A 14339-nucleotide genomic window follows, 5' to 3' on the forward strand; every position below is an offset into this window, starting at 1 on the left:
ATGAGTATGAACTGGAAGCACGTATCCGCCGCGGCGGCTTTGGCCGCGGCGCTTTGCGCGACCGGCCCGGCGACGGCGCAAAACGCCGAAGGTGTCGCCGCGATCGTCAACGATCAGGTCATATCCACCTTCGACGTTCGCCAGCGCGCGACCTTGCTGCTGATTTCCGCTGGCATGCAGGCCACGCCCGAGCTGCAGCAACGCGCCCGCGCGCAGGCCCTCCGCGACTTGGTCGATGAGCGTCTGCAGATTGAAGAGGCAGGCCGTTTCGAGATTAGGATCGAACCGGCGCAGATCGACCGCCGCATCGCCGACCTCGCCAGTCAGAACGAGACGACGCCTGAACAATTTGCAGCACAGCTTGCTCGCGCCGGCGTCTCCATCTCGACGCTGCGCAGCCAGATCGAGGCAGACATCGCGTGGCAGCGGCTGATCTCCGGCATGTACGGCTCGCGCGTGCGCGTGTCCGAAGTTGAGATTGCCGAGACGCAGCAGCGGATCGCCGCCAACGCCACACGGCCGCAATATCAGATCTCCGAGATCTTCCTGCCCGCCGAAACCGAGCAGGAATTCGCCGAGATGGAACAAGGCGGCATGCGTTTGCTTGAGCAGATGCAGCGCGGCGCGCCGTTCCCGATGGTCGCGCGCCAATTCTCGCAGGCCCCGTCCGCGGCCGCCGGCGGCGACATCGGCTGGATCGCCGCGCCCGAACTTGCGCCGGAATTGCAACCGATCGCCGAGCGTCTGCAGCCAGGGCAAGTCTCGCTGCCCGTCCGCACGAGCAACGGAGTTTACATCATCGCTATGCGCGATCGCCGCGCGGGCGCCCCGACCGGCGCCACGACTATCGCCTCGCTTCGCCAGATCGTCGCTCCTGCGGCGCGCCGCAATGCGCTTGAGCGCGTGCAGCGGCGCGTGGATGGCTGCGGCAACCTGGATCGTGAAGTCGCGAACATCGACGGCGCGAGCGTGTTGGACCTAGGCCAGACACAAGAATCCGAGCTTTCGCCGGCCATCCGCGACCGCATTACCGGCATAGCCTCGGGCCGCGCGACGCCGATCGTGATCGATGGCGACCAGATCAACATTATCGTGGTATGCGCACGCGAGACGGGCGGCGACGGTCTGCCGAGCCGCGATGAAATCGCTGGTCGCCTGCGCGAGCAAGAACTCGCCATGCTCTCCGATCGCTACCTGCGCAATCTGCGCCGCGAAGCGACGATTATCACGCGTCAATAATGCCATGAAGCCGCTCGCCGTTTCGATGGGCGATCCCGCCGGGATCGGCCTCGAACTGGCCGCGCAAGTCTGGGCGGATCGCCAAGGCGCGCCACCCTTCTTCTTGGTCGGCGATGCTGACGCCTTTCAGCGCGCGGGCGCCCGCCTCGGCCTGCCCCAGCCCAATCTGCGCGTGATCGCCAACGCCGCCGAAGCTGATGCGGGCGACGCGTTTTGCGTGCTGCAAACCCCGCTCGCGATCGAGGAGACGCCTGGCGAACCCGATCCCGTCAACGCCGGCGCCACGATCGCCGCGATCGCGCGCGGCGTCGCGGCGGTGCACGACGGGGCGGCAAGCGGCCTTGTGACATTGCCCATCGCCAAGTCGGTGCTGCACACGGCGGATTTCGGCTTTCCCGGCCACACGGAGTTCATTGCCCATCTCACGGCAAACGATGCGTGGCCACATACGCGCGGCCCCGTGATGATGCTCGCGGGCGGCGCACTCAAAGTGGCGCTGGCGACGATCCATACACCCCTGAAAGACGTGCCTGCAGCGCTCACGCGCGACCGCGTGCTTCACACGGCGCGCGTGGTGGCCGAGGCGTTGCGTCGCGATTTTGGCGTCGCCAATCCGCGCATCGCGCTTTGCGGTCTCAATCCACATGCCGGTGAGGACGGGCATATCGGCCGCGAAGAGGTCGAGATCGTCAATCCAGCCGCCGAGCAGCTTCGCGGCGAAGGCATCGACATCACGAACGCCCGCTCAGCCGACGCGCTCTTCCACGAAGAGGCGCGCAAGACCTACGACGCCGCGATTGCGCTCTTTCACGACCAGGGTCTTATCCCGATCAAAACGCTGCACTTCTGGGACGGCGTGAACATCTCGCTCGGCTTGCCTATCATCCGCACCTCGCCAGATCACGGCACCGGCTTCGACATTGCCGGCAAAGGCGTTGCGCGCGCCGACAGCTTCCGCGCCGCCCTCCGCATGGCCTGGCAAATGGCCGAACGCCGCGCTGAAGCATGAACGCGGACGATCTGCCGACATTGCGCGACGAACTCGAGGCGCATGGACTCTGGGCCAATAAGGGTCTCGGCCAGCACTTCTTGCTCGACCTCAATATCACCCGCCGCATCGCCAAAACCGCTGGCGAGATTGCCGGCAAGCCCGTGATCGAAGTTGGCCCAGGCCCCGGCGGTCTCACCCGCGCCCTGCTCGAAGCCGGCGCCGACCCGCTCATCGTCATTGAAAAAGATCCACGCTTTGTGCCTTTGCTCGAACCGCTGATCGAATGGAGCGAAGGGCGCCTACGCATCGTCCAAGGCGACGCACTAGAAGTGGACGAGGCTGCGCTACTTGATGCTCGCCCGCTTGCGGGGCAGGTGCTGAACGAAGCGACGCGGAGAGGCGCGTTGCCCGCGCCTTCCTCCGTCTCGCGCGACGCGCTTGACGGCTCGTCCGCAAACGAGGGAGCCTCGATCGTCTCCAACCTTCCCTACAATGTCGGCACGCCGCTGCTGGTGAAATGGCTCAAGGCCGGCCCCTGGCGCGGCGACATGATTCTCATGTTCCAGAAGGAAGTCGCGCAACGCATCGTCGCCAAGCCCGGCAGTGATGCGTACGGACGTCTCGCCGTGCTGGCGCAAGCACGCTGCAATTGCCGGCTCGAATTCACGGTTCCGGCGCGCGCGTTCACGCCGCCGCCGAAGATCGCCTCGGCAATCGTGCGCCTTACCGATCTCGCCGATCCCTACCCTCACCTCGATGCGCTGGAGCGCGTGACCGCCGCCGCCTTCGGCCAGCGCCGGAAAATGCTGCGTGCAGCACTGCGATCACTCACGCCGGATGCGGAAGACTTGTTACGCATGGCGCAACTGGCGCCCACCGCGCGCGCCGAAGAGATCGATCAAGCCGGATTCCGTCGACTTGCGGACGCATGGCGTCTCAGGGCGTCGGCGTAGGCCCCTCTGCCGGCGCCCAGGCCGGACCGCTGAACTCAGTCTCGATAATCACCTCGACGGCGTCCCCTACACCCATGTTTGAGCCCTCGGGCGGAATGCCGTACGCCATGCCGAAATCGGAGCGATTGAACACACCGCGCGCCGAGAAACCCACGCGCGCGTTTGGATCGAGTTCCATACCCGCATAGCCGCCGTTAAACCGCACATCGAGCGCCACGGGCCGGGTTACGCCGTGCAGCGTGAGCTCGCCGGTTACGCGCGCAGTATTGGGCCCAGTGCGCTCCAAGAGCGTTGAGCGAAAACTGATCTCTGGATAGCGCGCCGCGTCGAGAAAATCGGCGCCGCGCATGATGTCGATGAAGCCAGGCGGTGGATTGTCCGCTGCGATCGAGCGCGGATCGATCGTCACGTGGATCGAGGAATTTTCGGGCGCGGCGGTATCCAAATCGAGCCTTGCATCCCAGCTCTCGAACCGCGCGGTGAACTGCGAATAACCCATGTGACTAAGGCGGACGATCAAGCTCGCGTGGGATTTGTCTAAGCTGTACGCGCCTGACGGCGCGGTGTGCGCCACCGCGGATTCCACCGTCGGCGGTTGGGCGGGCGGCGCTTGCGTGGGCGCGCCACATCCGGCGCTTGCGAAAACCAGAGCCAAAATCAAACGTTTCATGTAGGCCTCCTACGCCAAGGACGGACCACGGGCCAGGCGCCCGACAATCGCCTGCAAAGAAGGACGGCGCCTTTCGCCACGACGCGGACGCGCCTAGTATTCTTCGCCTGACAGCGCAGGGGTCCGCCATGTCGCGTACGCACAATCTCATCCGCAGCGTGATCCTCGCTGCGCTTTCACTTCCGCTGCTTGCATGCGCGACAATCGACTCCACCGCGGACGCTCCCTCTGTGACCGCGAACGACCGCGCCCGCGCCGGCCAACAGCACCCGCAGATCGTCGCCCAATTCGGCGGGGCGGTGGACGGCCCGCTTGGGACTTATGTCAATGGCGTCGGCGACCGTATCGCCACAGCGGCCGGCATTCCCGGGCAATGCACGTTCACGGTGATCAATTCAGACGTCGTCAACGCCTTCGCCGTGCCCGGTTGTTATATTTACATCACGCGCGGCCTGCTCGCGATCATGAATTCTGAAGACGAACTGGCATCCGTGCTTGGCCACGAAGTGGGACACGTGGTGGCCGACCATTCGGCGCGGCGACAAAACACAGCCACTATGGCGGGCCTTGGCGCCATCGTCGCGGGCATCCTCACCGGCTCAGGCGACATCGCGCAGGCCGCGAGCCAAGTCGGCCAACTCTATGCGCTCAATTACTCACGCGACCAGGAATACGAGGCCGACGATCTCGGCGTCCGCTATCTGCTTGCGACTGGCTACAACGCCTATGCCGCCGCCGACATGCTGCATTCGCTTGGTCTGAACGATGAACTCACCACGCGCACCAGCAATCGTCAGGCCGCCAGCGCCATCCCGGCGTGGGCGCGGACGCATCCGCTCTCGGCCGATCGCGTCACGCGTGCGACCGGGCGCGCCCAGGCGGCGGGCGCCGTGCGCGATGTGCCGCCAGAACGCGCCCAACCCTATCTGCAAGCCATCAGCGGCATGATCTACGGCGACGACCCCGAACAGGGCTTCGTCAACGGCCGCACTTTCGCGCACCCCACCATGCGCGTCGCGTTTGAAGCGCCGCAGGGCTTCACGCTCACCAACACGACAACGGCAGTGTTGGTCTCAGGGCCCAACAATGCGCGTGCGCAATTCTCAGGCGGCGCGCTGCCGCAAGAGGGGCTTGAGGCCTACGCTGCCGCTCGTCTGCGCCAGTTGATCGGTCAGGCCCCCGCGCAAATCGGCCAACCGCAACGCAGCACGACGAATGGGCTGGAGACCGTCACCATCCCCGCACGCGCGCAAACGCAGCAGGGCCAAGTCGTCGATGTCTCAGTCGCGGCGTACCGCGTGAATGACCGCGCCTATCACTTCCTCACGCTCGCGCCAGCCGGCGGCGGCGGGACGATGACGCCGATGCTGCGGTCCATGCGAACGCTCACGACGCAAGAGGCTGCCGCGTTGCGCCCTCGCCGTATTGAGCTGGCGCAGGTCGGCGCCCGTGACACAGCTCAAAGCGTGGCCCGCCGCATGGCGTTCGACGATTATCAATTGGAGCGCTTCCTCGTCCTCAACGGCCGCGACAGCGCAACCCCGCTACGCGCCGGCGAAACCGTGAAAATCGTCACTTATGCGCGCTGATCACGCGCCGCCGAGCAAGCGGCGCAACATCAATCGCTGATGATCCTGCCCGCCGAAAAACACGGCGAGCACGCGCACCAGCTGCGCCTCGTCATCAACGATGAAATAAAAGATCGCACGATCCTTGGTGACACTGCGCAGGCTGGGCATCAGCTGCGGATAGAGCGTGCCCTGATGTGGGACCTCCGCGAGCTTTTCCATATCAATTTCTATACGTTGAACTCGCGCAGCCGCGCGTGACTTAGCCCGCTCAAACGGTTCGCCAAACTGAACATTGCTCCGCATCAAGAACCGCAATATGGCGCGCAGGTCCCGCCCGATTTGCGGCGAGCGTTCGAGTTTATAGCTCGTCGTCATAGAGATCGCGTTCGTTGAATTCCGCGATCATCCGCTCGGTCTGCTTGCGGCCCTCTTCCATCGAGATGAACTCGCCCTTGGCGCGCTCTTCGAGCAGCGCGCGCAGCGCCGCGATCTCGGCGTCCTTGGCCTCGGTCTCGGAGCGGAGCATTTCCAGCCCCTGCTGCAGCACCGCGCTCAAACTCGGATACCGGCCCTGTTCGACCAGTCCGCGCGCATAAGCTTCCTGAGCATCCGTCAGCGAGATCGAGGTCTTCACCGTCATAGTATGACTAAGTAGCACCAAAGGGTCGATTTGTCGACCCGAGCGTTCAAATCCCCTGCTTCAGCCGCTCCACATGCAGCTTGAGCCAGAGCTGGCGGTTACGCTTCAGCCGCTCAGCCGCGAGAATTTGCTTCACTTGCGCCAGCGTCTGCTCAAGCAGCGTGTTCACCAGCACGTAATCGTATTCTTCCCAATGGCTGATCTCGTTCAGCGAGCGGGCCATGCGCGAATTGATGACTTCTTCGCTGTCTTCAGCGCGCGCACGCAAGCGCCGCTCCAGTTCCGCCATCGACGGCGGCAGGATGAAAATGCCGACCACGTCCTGCGGCTCAGCCGCGCGCAACGCGCGCGCGCCTTGCCAATCGACGTCGAACAGCACGTCCTTGCCTTGGATCAGCATCGCTTCGACGGGCGCGCGCGGCGTGCCGTAATGATTGCCGAACACCAAGGCATGTTCGAGAAATTCGCCGCGATCGGCCATTTCCTCGAACGCTTCACGCTGCATGAATTTGTATTCGCGGCCATCGACCTCGCTCGGCCGCGGCGCGCGCGTCGTGGCCGACACCGACAATGACATGTTGTCGTCCGACTCCAAAAGCTTCCGCGCCAAGGTGGACTTGCCGGCGCCCGAGGGGCTCGACAGCACGAACATCAACCCGCGCCGCGCGACGTGCTCATTCAACATTGGCGGCTTGCTCCTTGATCTGATCGACCAATGTTTTCAAATCGAGCCCGATCCGCGTCAGTTCGAGATCGGCCGATTTCGAACACAGCGTGTTGGCCTCGCGCGTGAGCTCTTGGCTTAGAAAGTCGAGCCTACGCCCTGCTGGTTCAGGCTTCGTCAACAATTGCCGCAGCTCCAACGTATGCGCCGCGAGCCGCTCCAATTCTTCCTGTACGTCCGCCCGCGTCGCCGCGATCGCCGCCTCCTGCGCCACGCGCCCCGGATCGAGCTTTACCTCCGGCGACAGCGACTCAAGCCGCTGCTTAATCCGCTCCAACGCCGCCGACGGCGCCGCCGCAGCAGACGCCCGCGCCGCCGCGATCAGCGCCTCCATACGATCCGCCGCCTCGGAGAACACAGCGCGCAATGCGCGGCCCTCGGCCTGACGCGCTTCCGCAAGCTTCGCCAGCGCATCCTGGAAACCCGCGAGCAACGCTGCTTCAAACGCGGCGCGTTCTTCCTCGCTCTGCTCCTGCGCGTCCTCGGTCTGCACCACGCCGCGCACGCCCAAGAGACCATCCCAGGACGGTTTGCGCACTCGGTCGCCAAACGTCTCGCCGATCTGCAGCAGGCGCTCCACCAGCGCGAGATCGACCTTCAGCAGCGCCGCCGCAGAAGAATCCCGCGCCAGATTCAAGGACGCCTGCAACGAGCCACGCTTGAATTTCGCGCTCGCCGCGGCGCGCGCCGCCGGCTCGAGGGCGTCCCACCCCGGCGGAAGTCGCAGCTTCAAATCCAGCCCGCGCCCGTTGACGCTCTTCACTTCCCATATCCAGCGCTGGCCGGCGTGCTCGCCCTCGGCGCGGGCGAATCCTGTCATGCCTGAAATCGTCATGGGGGCTCTTGTCGCGTATTTTTGGCCCAAGTGTCACGCGGCCTTTATGCGACTCAGGCATCCAGCGCGCGGGTCAGACAGGGGCCAGCCATGACATTGGCGACCACCACATCCGCACCATCGCCACGCCGCCTTCGCCTGGCGCGCACCGGCTATTCCCTTGACCTGACGCTTTTTGTTATCGCCGCCGCGATCTGCGCCGCGCTGTTTTTCCATGGCGGCCTTGAGGCCCTGATCGGCGCGGGCGTCGGCGCCTTCTTCAGCGCACGCAACGCCAAAGCCGCTCTGTCGGGCGCATTCGCCGGCCTCTTCGTCGGCGCGCTCTTCGCCGCCTTCTTTCACAATGCGCTCACAGCGCTCGTCTGAGCTAACAGCCCCGCGGCCACCGACCCGGCCGCACCTTCAACGCCTCCCGCCGCTTCGGGAGGCGTTTTCTTTTGAACTCTAATTGGCGCGTTCCTGCGCCAAGCGTTCAGCCTCGATCACGCGCCAGCGCGCAACGTTTGCGTTGTGCTCCGCCAGCGTCGACGCGAAAATGTGTCCGCCCGAGCCGTCGGCGACAAAAAAGAGCGCATCGCTTTCGGCGGGGTTGGCCGTCGCCTCAAGCGCGGCACGACCCGGATTCGAAATCGGCGTCGGCGGCAATCCATCGATGCGATACGTGTTGTAGCCCGTATCGAGCGCGATCTCGCTTTGGCGAATGGTGCGGCGCTGGCCTTGCGCATTCACAAGCCGGCCGTCGACGCAGCGATCCGGATAACGCAGGCACACGCCGTAAATGATCGTCGGATCGGTTTCCAACCGCATCGGCCGCCGCAAGCGATTGATGAACACGCTCGCCACCATGGGCCGCTCTTCGGCGATGCCCGTCTCGCGCTCGACGATCGAAGCGAGGTTCACCAGATCGGCTGGCGTCGCCAACGGCAGGTTCGGCGCGCGATTAGCCCAAATCTCGGCGACCGCCGCATCATGCGCGTCACGCATTTGCTGCAGCAAGGCCGCGCGCGTCATGCCGCGTTGAACGTGATAGGTGTCCGGCAGGATCGACCCTTCGGGCGGCGTCTCCGGCATATCGCCGGTCAGCACGTCGCTTTCTTCGATGATCTTCATCACCGCGCGGATGGTGATGCCCTCTGGGAAGGTGATGGCGTGCTGGAGCGCGTCGCCGCTGGCCATCATCTCGACGATCTGGCGCACCGAGGCGCCCGCGGGAATTTGGTACTCGCCCGCCTGCAGCGTCGAGCCCGATGCAAAGATGCGGTTTGCGATGCGGAAGAGCAGCGGGTCGGTGATGAGGTTTTCGCGCTGCAAATCGGCGGCGATCGACGCGCCGCTCGCGCCTCGCTCCACCATGAACGCGGTGTCCTGCGTGGATGGACCCGGCCGCGAAATCGCGCTGTAGAAAAAAGCGCCCGCGAACACCGCCGCGAGTACGACGAAAACCGCAGCCCAAAACAGAAAAGACGTAAAGCCGCCCTTGCGGCTTGGCGCTTGCGCCCGTGCCATTAATCCACCGCGGTCAGGATCACGGCGGCGTTGGTGCCGCCGAACCCGAACGAGTTCGACATCGCCGCCTTCACAGGCTTTTTCTTCGCCGCCAGCGGCGTCAAATCTATGGCGGTCTCGACCGACGGATTTTCCAGGTTCAGCGTCGGCGGGATCACACCGTCACGGATCGCGAGCGCGCAGAAGATCGTCTCCACGGCGCCGGCCGCGCCGAGTAAGTGACCGATCGCCGACTTGGTCGATGATACCGAGAGCTGGGCCGCGGCGCTGCCAAATAGGCGTTCGATCGCCTTCAGCTCAATCTCGTCGCCCAGCGGGGTCGAGGTGCCATGCGCGTTGACGTAATCGATGTCAGCGGCGTTCATGCCGGCGTCTTTCAATGCAGCCGTCATCGCACGGAAGCCGCCATCGCCATCCTCGGCGGGCGCCGTGATATGATAGGCGTCGCCCGAAAGGCCATAGCCTTTCACTTCGGCGTAGATCTTCGCGCCGCGCGCCTTCGCGTGCTCGTACTCTTCCAGCACCAGGCAGCCCGCGCCTTCCCCCATGACAAAGCCGTCGCGGCCCTTATCGTACGGACGCGACGCCTTCTCAGGCGTTTCGTTGTATTCGGTGGAAAGCGCGCGCAACGCGCAGAAGCCGGCCATCGCCAGACGGCACACCGCCGCTTCCGCTCCACCCGCGATCATCACGTCAGCGTCGCCATGCACGATCAAACGCGCCGCATCGCCGACCGCGTGGGCCCCAGTCGCACACGCGGTCACCACCGAGTGGTTTGGTCCACGGAACCCGTGACGAATGGAGACTTGGCCCGAGGCCAGATTAATTAGCGCACTCGGAATGAAGAACGGCGAAATCTTACGCGGCCCATCCTTCTCCAGAATGAGCGCGTTGTTGCCGATCGCATCGAGACCGCCAATGCCCGAACCGATCAAAACGCCGGTTCGGTTCTTGGCTTCGTCGTCATCCGGCTTCCAACCGGAATCGACCACCGCCTCATCAGCCGCCGCGATCGCATAGAGGATGAAGTCCTCGATACGCCGCTGCTCTTTCTGCGAGAGCGTGTTGTCTGGATTGAACGCATGCGGATCGCCCGCGCCGCCAGCGCGGCCGTCCGTGCGCGGGACCATGCAAGCGATCCGGCACGTTAGATCGTCCACCTTGAAGTGTTCGATCTTGTTCGCGCCGGACTTGCCCGCGATCAGCCGCTCCCACGTCGCCGGCGCATTGGCCGCGAGCGGGGTGACGAGCCCGATCCCTGTGATGACGACGCGCCGCATGCGCGTATTCAGAGCCTTAGCCCTGCTTTTCGGAAATGAACTTCACGGCATCGCCGACCGTCTGGATGTGCTCAGCCGCATCATCCGGGATCTCGATGCCGAACTCTTCTTCGAACGCCATGACCAGCTCGACGTTGTCCAAGCTGTCCGCGCCGAGGTCATCGATGAACGAAGCCTTCTCGACCACCTTCTCCGGCGGGGCTTCGAGATGCTTGATCACGATCGCCTTAACGCGCTCAAAAACTTCCGACATGCACGCCTCGCCTTGAAGATTGGGCTGAATAATTGTTCACGTTCCGAAGAACGCTTGTGAGCGGCCTTTTGACCACACGCGGCCCGCCACGCAAGCCTTTTTCTCTCTTTCGGCGCCCTTGAAGGCGCCTCAGATCATGGCCATGCCGCCATTCACGTGGAGGGTCTGGCCGGTCATATAGCCGGCCTCGTCGCTGGCCAGATAGACCGCAGCGGCCGCCACATCAGAGCCCTCCCCCAGTCGACCGGCGGGAATTTTGCCCAAAAGCGCGGATTTTTGCGCGTCGTTGAGCACGTCCGTCATCGGCGAGCTGATGAAGCCCGGCGCGATGCAATTGGCCGTGACGTTGCGGCTGGCCACCTCGGCGGCCAACGCCTTGGTAAAGCCGATCATGCCCGCTTTCGAGGCCGCGTAATTCGCCTGTCCGGGGTTTCCAGTGACGCCCACAACCGAGGTGATGCCGATGATCCGGCCCCAACGGTTCTTCATCATGTTCTTCAGCGCCGCGCGCGAGAGCCGGAAATAGCTCTCCAGATTGATCTTCAAGACGTTCTGGAAATCCTCGTCCTTCATGCGCAGCAGCAGGCCGTCCTTGGTGATGCCCGCATTGGCCACCAGAATGTCCAAGCGCCCCCCGAGCGCCGTTTCGGCTTGGCCGATCAGCGCATCGACCGCGGCCGGATCTGAGAGATTGCACGGCGTGATCACGTGATCGCCGCCAAGCTCGGCCTTCACCTTCTCCAGCGCCTCCACGCGTGTGCCCGAAAGCGCAACCTTCGCGCCTTGCTGCGCCAACGCCTTGGCGATCGCCCCGCCAATGCCGCCCGAAGCGCCCGTCACGAGCGCGGTTTTGCCTGCAAGATTGAACATGAAACCCTCTTCTAGCCGGTCCCTTATGCCGCGCACGCCGCCGCCGCAAGTTTGGTGACCGTGTTCCAATTGCGCGCCGTGGCCAGCTTGGGCGTCTTGAGCTTCGACGGCCCCTGCCCATCGGGGAACTTGATATAGAGGCAGTTCTCGCCCTGCCTCCATTCCTCGCGGGCCCTGGTCTTCTCCATCACCTCGAATTCCGCCGCGCTCACGGGCGCGCGCATGAAATGCACGACTAGGAAATTCGGATTGGTTTTGCCGAACGCCTTGAATGGATTGGCCGCGATGATGGCCTCCAGCTGATCCGCGTCGCGCACATGCACGTCTGTGGTCAGCCCGAGCGCATCGAGAATTACCTGCTCAAGCTTAGCCTCAAGCTTCGCGCCCTTGAGCTTGGCGTCGAGCACGACATTGCCGCTCGCCAGCAGCGTGCGCACGTTGGCGAACCCCGCGTGTTCGAGCACCGCGCGCAGGTCCGCCATGACCACCTGGCGCTTGCCCAGGTTCACGCCGCGCAAGAGCGCGACCTGGCGCATCAAACGCTCTTCGCGAACGCTTCCAAATCGCCAGGCTCATTCAGCGCCAGCGTTTCCGCGTCTGGCGCATTGCGTTTCACCATGCCTGAAAGCTGCTTGCCCGCGCCCACTTCAACAAAGCGCGCAACGCCGCCCTCTGTCGCCATCCACTCGATGCTCTCGCGCCAACGCACGCGGCCCGTCACTTGCTCCACCAGAAGCTTGCGGATCGTCGTCGGCTCGTTCACCGGACGCGCCGTCACGTTCGCCACCAATTGCACCGCGAGTGGCGCGATCGACGCGCCCGCCAAAGCTTCCGCCATCGCGTCCGCGGCCGGCTGCATCAGCGGCGAGTGAAACGGCGCCGAGACGTTCAACGCAATCGCGCGCGCGCCTTTTTCCTTCGCGTACGCCAGCGCCGCATCGATGCCCGCCTTCGAGCCCGAGATCACGACATTGCCGACATTGTTGTCATTGGCGACCACGCACGGCCCAGCTTCGGCGCCTTTGGCCGCGATCTCTTCGGCCAGCGCCACATCGACCTTGCCGATCAACGCCGCCATAGCGCCCTCGCCGACCGGCACGGCCGCCTGCATCGCATTGCCCCGCGTCCGCAACAGACGCGCTGCGTCTGTCACGGTCAGCGCACCCGCCGCCGCGAGCGCGGAATATTCGCCGAGCGAATGCCCAGCCACGAAGGCGGCTTTACCAGCCGTCACGCCAAACTCACGTTCCAGCGCCCGCATCGCCGCCAAGCTCACCGCCATCAGCGCCGGCTGCGCGTTCGCCGTCAGCGTCAGATCATCGGCCGGGCCTTCGAAGATCAGCTTCGACAACTTCTCGCCCAGCGCCTCGTCGACTTCCTGGAATACTTCGCGCGCCGCGCCGAACGCGTCGTGCAGAGACTTGCCCATGCCGGGCGCCTGGCTCCCCTGGCCGGGGAAGATAAAGGAAATGCTCATGGGGCGGCGGCGTAGCCGCCTCTTTTGGTTAGGGCAAGTTTCAAGACTGCCCCTTGCGCCTTCGAACCCAAACGATCAGCCCGGCAATCGCGCCGGCAATCAGAAAATGGGACGCTTGTCTGCCTATCCAACGGAACCAATGAACCCAATCAACAGGCCAAGAATACTCGGGGCGGAGAACAATAAACGCATGAAGCGCAAACGATCCCAAGACATATCCGCCAAGACCGAGCAACCAGGTGCGCCAGGACGGCCAAAGCGCAACAGCGACTATCCAAACGATACCAAACATCGCATTGCGGCCAACTGACAAACGCCCTGGGCCACCTAGTTGAGAGAGCCGCGTGCGGCAAGAAGGGCGACGCAAAATGCCCCAGGCGAATCCCGCAGCCGCCGCCCCAAACGTCGTCTTCTTCATCATCGCTTCCCCAATACGCCCGCTTGAGCGCACGAGTTGAAGCAGCGATGCCGATGTTCGCCGCGTCGCCTTCCGACGAAATGAACCCGATCGTTTATGCCCCGCCTATTCAGGCAACGTGAAGTGAATGGTACGGCGGAAACTGCCGCCCCCGGCGCGTGATCCGCGCGTCGGCGCAGGCACGCGAAAATGCCGCGAAATCAGCAAGGCCGAATGGCCAAATCCGTATCCCGCCGGGGACTCGCTCACGACGTTGCATTCCGCCGTTTGATCGGATTGCGGCTCGCATTCCAGAACCGCATGCCCCTCGACACCCTCGCGCTCGGCGACGACAGGGTAATAGCGAAGCATCAATTCCGCGCCATCCCCGCGCTCTGGCGTGGCCGACAATGCATTGGGCGGCGGGCCACGCTCAGGCACGACAAAACGCACGGGAACGCGAACTCGGCCACCCTCGGTCGGGGCGCCGTCATCCGCGGTGGGAGCCATACGAAAATGACGGGCGACCAAGAGTCCAGCGTCCCCGAATCCGTATCCCTCGGGATCTTGGCTCGCCACGGTGCAGGTCAGACTACCATCAGCGCCAACGATGCAGTCGAGGACGACGCGTCCGCTGACTCCGGCGACGAGCGCCGCCTCGGGCACATAACGACTGAAATCCTCGGCACTTGGCCGCTGCAGCCAGGTGGGCGACAGCAGGCGTGGCGGGGCTCCTGGATCAACCGTCCGCGTCCCATCGTGCGCGGTTTGCGCCCACGCCGCCGTCGCCCCGCAAAGCGCCAAGACCGCGCAAACGGCCACTATCGCACGCATCAGCCGCTCCCCATTCCGCTGCAACATCATCTTTGTACGCCGCCCCAACACCGCTCAGACGCGCATTATGGACCATACGCACCCCGGTCGCATCCGAAA

At 64.3% G+C, this 14339-nt stretch carries 17 protein-coding genes; 5 read left to right on the forward strand and 12 right to left on the reverse strand.

Annotated elements, in window-relative coordinates; genetic code table 11:
- Positions 1-6: 6 nt before the first annotated feature.
- Genes VF769_RS02855 through VF769_RS02865 form a run of 3 tightly spaced genes read left to right on the forward strand, consistent with a single transcriptional unit; the run spans position 7 to position 3183 of the window.
- Positions 7-1239, forward strand: coding sequence for a peptidylprolyl isomerase (locus VF769_RS02855; RefSeq protein WP_331006855.1), 1233 nt, complete (start codon positions 7-9; stop codon positions 1237-1239).
- Positions 1240-1243: 4 nt separating this feature from the next.
- Entirely contained in the window at positions 1244-2248 is a 1005-nt protein-coding gene (pdxA, locus tag VF769_RS02860) for a 4-hydroxythreonine-4-phosphate dehydrogenase PdxA (RefSeq protein ID WP_331006856.1), read from the forward strand.
- Complete coding sequence (locus VF769_RS02865) at positions 2245-3183, forward strand: rRNA adenine dimethyltransferase family protein (RefSeq protein ID WP_331006857.1); 939 nt, start codon at positions 2245-2247, stop codon at positions 3181-3183. Before pdxA ends, VF769_RS02865 begins: the two co-directional genes overlap by 4 nt.
- On the opposite strand, the gene VF769_RS02870 is transcribed toward VF769_RS02865, so the two are convergent.
- Positions 3167-3853, reverse strand: a complete 687-nt coding sequence (locus VF769_RS02870) for a YceI family protein (RefSeq protein WP_331006858.1) — start codon at positions 3851-3853, stop codon at positions 3167-3169. The two genes, VF769_RS02865 and VF769_RS02870, sit on opposite strands and share 17 nt — an antisense overlap.
- Before the next feature lie 128 nt (positions 3854-3981).
- On the opposite strand from VF769_RS02870, the gene VF769_RS02875 reads away from it, so the two are divergent.
- Entirely contained in the window at positions 3982-5442 is a 1461-nt protein-coding gene (locus tag VF769_RS02875) for a M48 family metalloprotease (protein WP_331006859.1), read from the forward strand.
- Here VF769_RS02875 and VF769_RS02880 read toward each other — a convergent pair whose 3' ends face one another.
- The 4 genes from VF769_RS02880 to VF769_RS02895 form a co-directional block, all read right to left on the reverse strand.
- Positions 5443-5643 (reverse strand): hypothetical protein, encoded by a 201-nt coding sequence (locus VF769_RS02880; protein ID WP_331006860.1) that lies wholly within the window; start codon positions 5641-5643, stop codon positions 5443-5445. It lies immediately after the preceding gene.
- Positions 5644-5782: 139 nt separating this feature from the next.
- Positions 5783-6064 carry a ribbon-helix-helix domain-containing protein gene (locus tag VF769_RS02885; RefSeq protein ID WP_331006861.1) on the reverse strand — a complete coding sequence of 94 codons (282 nt, stop codon included), beginning with the start codon at positions 6062-6064 and terminating at the stop codon, positions 5783-5785.
- A gap of 46 nt (positions 6065-6110) precedes the next feature.
- Positions 6111-6749, reverse strand: coding sequence for a guanylate kinase (gmk, locus tag VF769_RS02890; RefSeq protein ID WP_135210634.1), 639 nt, complete (start codon positions 6747-6749; stop codon positions 6111-6113).
- Positions 6739-7608 carry a YicC/YloC family endoribonuclease gene (locus VF769_RS02895; RefSeq protein WP_331006862.1) on the reverse strand — a complete coding sequence of 290 codons (870 nt, stop codon included), beginning with the start codon at positions 7606-7608 and terminating at the stop codon, positions 6739-6741. The genes gmk and VF769_RS02895 overlap by 11 nt, the downstream gene beginning before the upstream one ends.
- A gap of 105 nt (positions 7609-7713) precedes the next feature.
- Here VF769_RS02895 and VF769_RS02900 point away from each other — a divergent pair, with 105 nt between their 5' ends.
- A complete protein-coding gene (locus VF769_RS02900) occupies positions 7714-7989 on the forward strand; it encodes a hypothetical protein (protein ID WP_331006863.1) in 276 nt (91 codons plus the stop codon).
- A gap of 78 nt (positions 7990-8067) precedes the next feature.
- On the opposite strand, the gene mltG is transcribed toward VF769_RS02900, so the two are convergent.
- The 7 genes from mltG to VF769_RS02935 form a co-directional block, all read right to left on the reverse strand.
- Positions 8068-9129, reverse strand: a complete 1062-nt coding sequence (mltG, locus tag VF769_RS02905; protein WP_331006864.1) for an endolytic transglycosylase MltG — start codon at positions 9127-9129, stop codon at positions 8068-8070.
- Positions 9129-10409, reverse strand: coding sequence for a beta-ketoacyl-ACP synthase II (fabF, locus tag VF769_RS02910; protein WP_331006865.1), 1281 nt, complete (start codon positions 10407-10409; stop codon positions 9129-9131). Before fabF ends, mltG begins: the two co-directional genes overlap by 1 nt.
- Positions 10410-10425: 16 nt before the next feature.
- Entirely contained in the window at positions 10426-10662 is a 237-nt protein-coding gene (locus tag VF769_RS02915) for an acyl carrier protein (RefSeq protein ID WP_135210639.1), read from the reverse strand.
- Positions 10663-10791: 129 nt separating this feature from the next.
- Entirely contained in the window at positions 10792-11532 is a 741-nt protein-coding gene (gene fabG, locus VF769_RS02920; protein WP_331006866.1) for a 3-oxoacyl-[acyl-carrier-protein] reductase, read from the reverse strand.
- A 23-nt stretch (positions 11533-11555) separates the two neighbouring features.
- Positions 11556-12068: a DUF1697 domain-containing protein gene (locus VF769_RS02925; protein ID WP_331006867.1), complete on the reverse strand. Its 513-nt coding sequence runs from the start codon at positions 12066-12068 to the stop codon at positions 11556-11558.
- Positions 12068-13009: an ACP S-malonyltransferase gene (gene fabD / locus VF769_RS02930; RefSeq protein WP_331006868.1), complete on the reverse strand. Its 942-nt coding sequence runs from the start codon at positions 13007-13009 to the stop codon at positions 12068-12070. The genes VF769_RS02925 and fabD overlap by 1 nt, the downstream gene beginning before the upstream one ends.
- Positions 13010-13532: 523 nt before the next feature.
- The gene (locus VF769_RS02935; protein ID WP_331006869.1) at positions 13533-14240 is read right to left on the reverse strand and encodes a hypothetical protein; all 708 of its coding nucleotides are present in this window, start codon (positions 14238-14240) and stop codon (positions 13533-13535) included.
- Positions 14241-14339 lie beyond the last annotated feature (99 nt).

This window comes from Vitreimonas sp. (assembly GCF_036392335.1).
Lineage (GTDB): Bacteria > Pseudomonadota > Alphaproteobacteria > Caulobacterales > Aquidulcibacteraceae > Vitreimonas.

Coding starts and splice junctions, on each gene's coding strand:
- VF769_RS02870 (WP_331006858.1), bottom strand. CDS start 3,853: ATGAAACGTTTGATTTTGGCTCTGGTTTTCGCAAGCGCCGGATGTGGC.
- fabG (WP_331006866.1), bottom strand. CDS start 11,532: ATGTTCAATCTTGCAGGCAAAACCGCGCTCGTGACGGGCGCTTCGGGC.
- VF769_RS02915 (WP_135210639.1), bottom strand. CDS start 10,662: ATGTCGGAAGTTTTTGAGCGCGTTAAGGCGATCGTGATCAAGCATCTC.
- VF769_RS02880 (WP_331006860.1), bottom strand. CDS start 5,643: ATGGAAAAGCTCGCGGAGGTCCCACATCAGGGCACGCTCTATCCGCAG.
- VF769_RS02875 (WP_331006859.1), top strand. CDS start 3,982: ATGTCGCGTACGCACAATCTCATCCGCAGCGTGATCCTCGCTGCGCTT.
- VF769_RS02865 (WP_331006857.1), top strand. CDS start 2,245: ATGAACGCGGACGATCTGCCGACATTGCGCGACGAACTCGAGGCGCAT.
- VF769_RS02935 (WP_331006869.1), bottom strand. CDS start 14,240: ATGCGTGCGATAGTGGCCGTTTGCGCGGTCTTGGCGCTTTGCGGGGCG.
- mltG (WP_331006864.1), bottom strand. CDS start 9,129: ATGGCACGGGCGCAAGCGCCAAGCCGCAAGGGCGGCTTTACGTCTTTT.
- fabF (WP_331006865.1), bottom strand. CDS start 10,409: ATGCGGCGCGTCGTCATCACAGGGATCGGGCTCGTCACCCCGCTCGCG.
- VF769_RS02900 (WP_331006863.1), top strand. CDS start 7,714: ATGACATTGGCGACCACCACATCCGCACCATCGCCACGCCGCCTTCGC.
- gmk (WP_135210634.1), bottom strand. CDS start 6,749: ATGTTGAATGAGCACGTCGCGCGGCGCGGGTTGATGTTCGTGCTGTCG.
- pdxA (WP_331006856.1), top strand. CDS start 1,244: ATGAAGCCGCTCGCCGTTTCGATGGGCGATCCCGCCGGGATCGGCCTC.
- VF769_RS02925 (WP_331006867.1), bottom strand. CDS start 12,068: ATGCGCCAGGTCGCGCTCTTGCGCGGCGTGAACCTGGGCAAGCGCCAG.
- fabD (WP_331006868.1), bottom strand. CDS start 13,009: ATGAGCATTTCCTTTATCTTCCCCGGCCAGGGGAGCCAGGCGCCCGGC.
- VF769_RS02855 (WP_331006855.1), top strand. CDS start 7: ATGAACTGGAAGCACGTATCCGCCGCGGCGGCTTTGGCCGCGGCGCTT.
- VF769_RS02895 (WP_331006862.1), bottom strand. CDS start 7,608: ATGACAGGATTCGCCCGCGCCGAGGGCGAGCACGCCGGCCAGCGCTGG.
- VF769_RS02885 (WP_331006861.1), bottom strand. CDS start 6,064: ATGACGGTGAAGACCTCGATCTCGCTGACGGATGCTCAGGAAGCTTAT.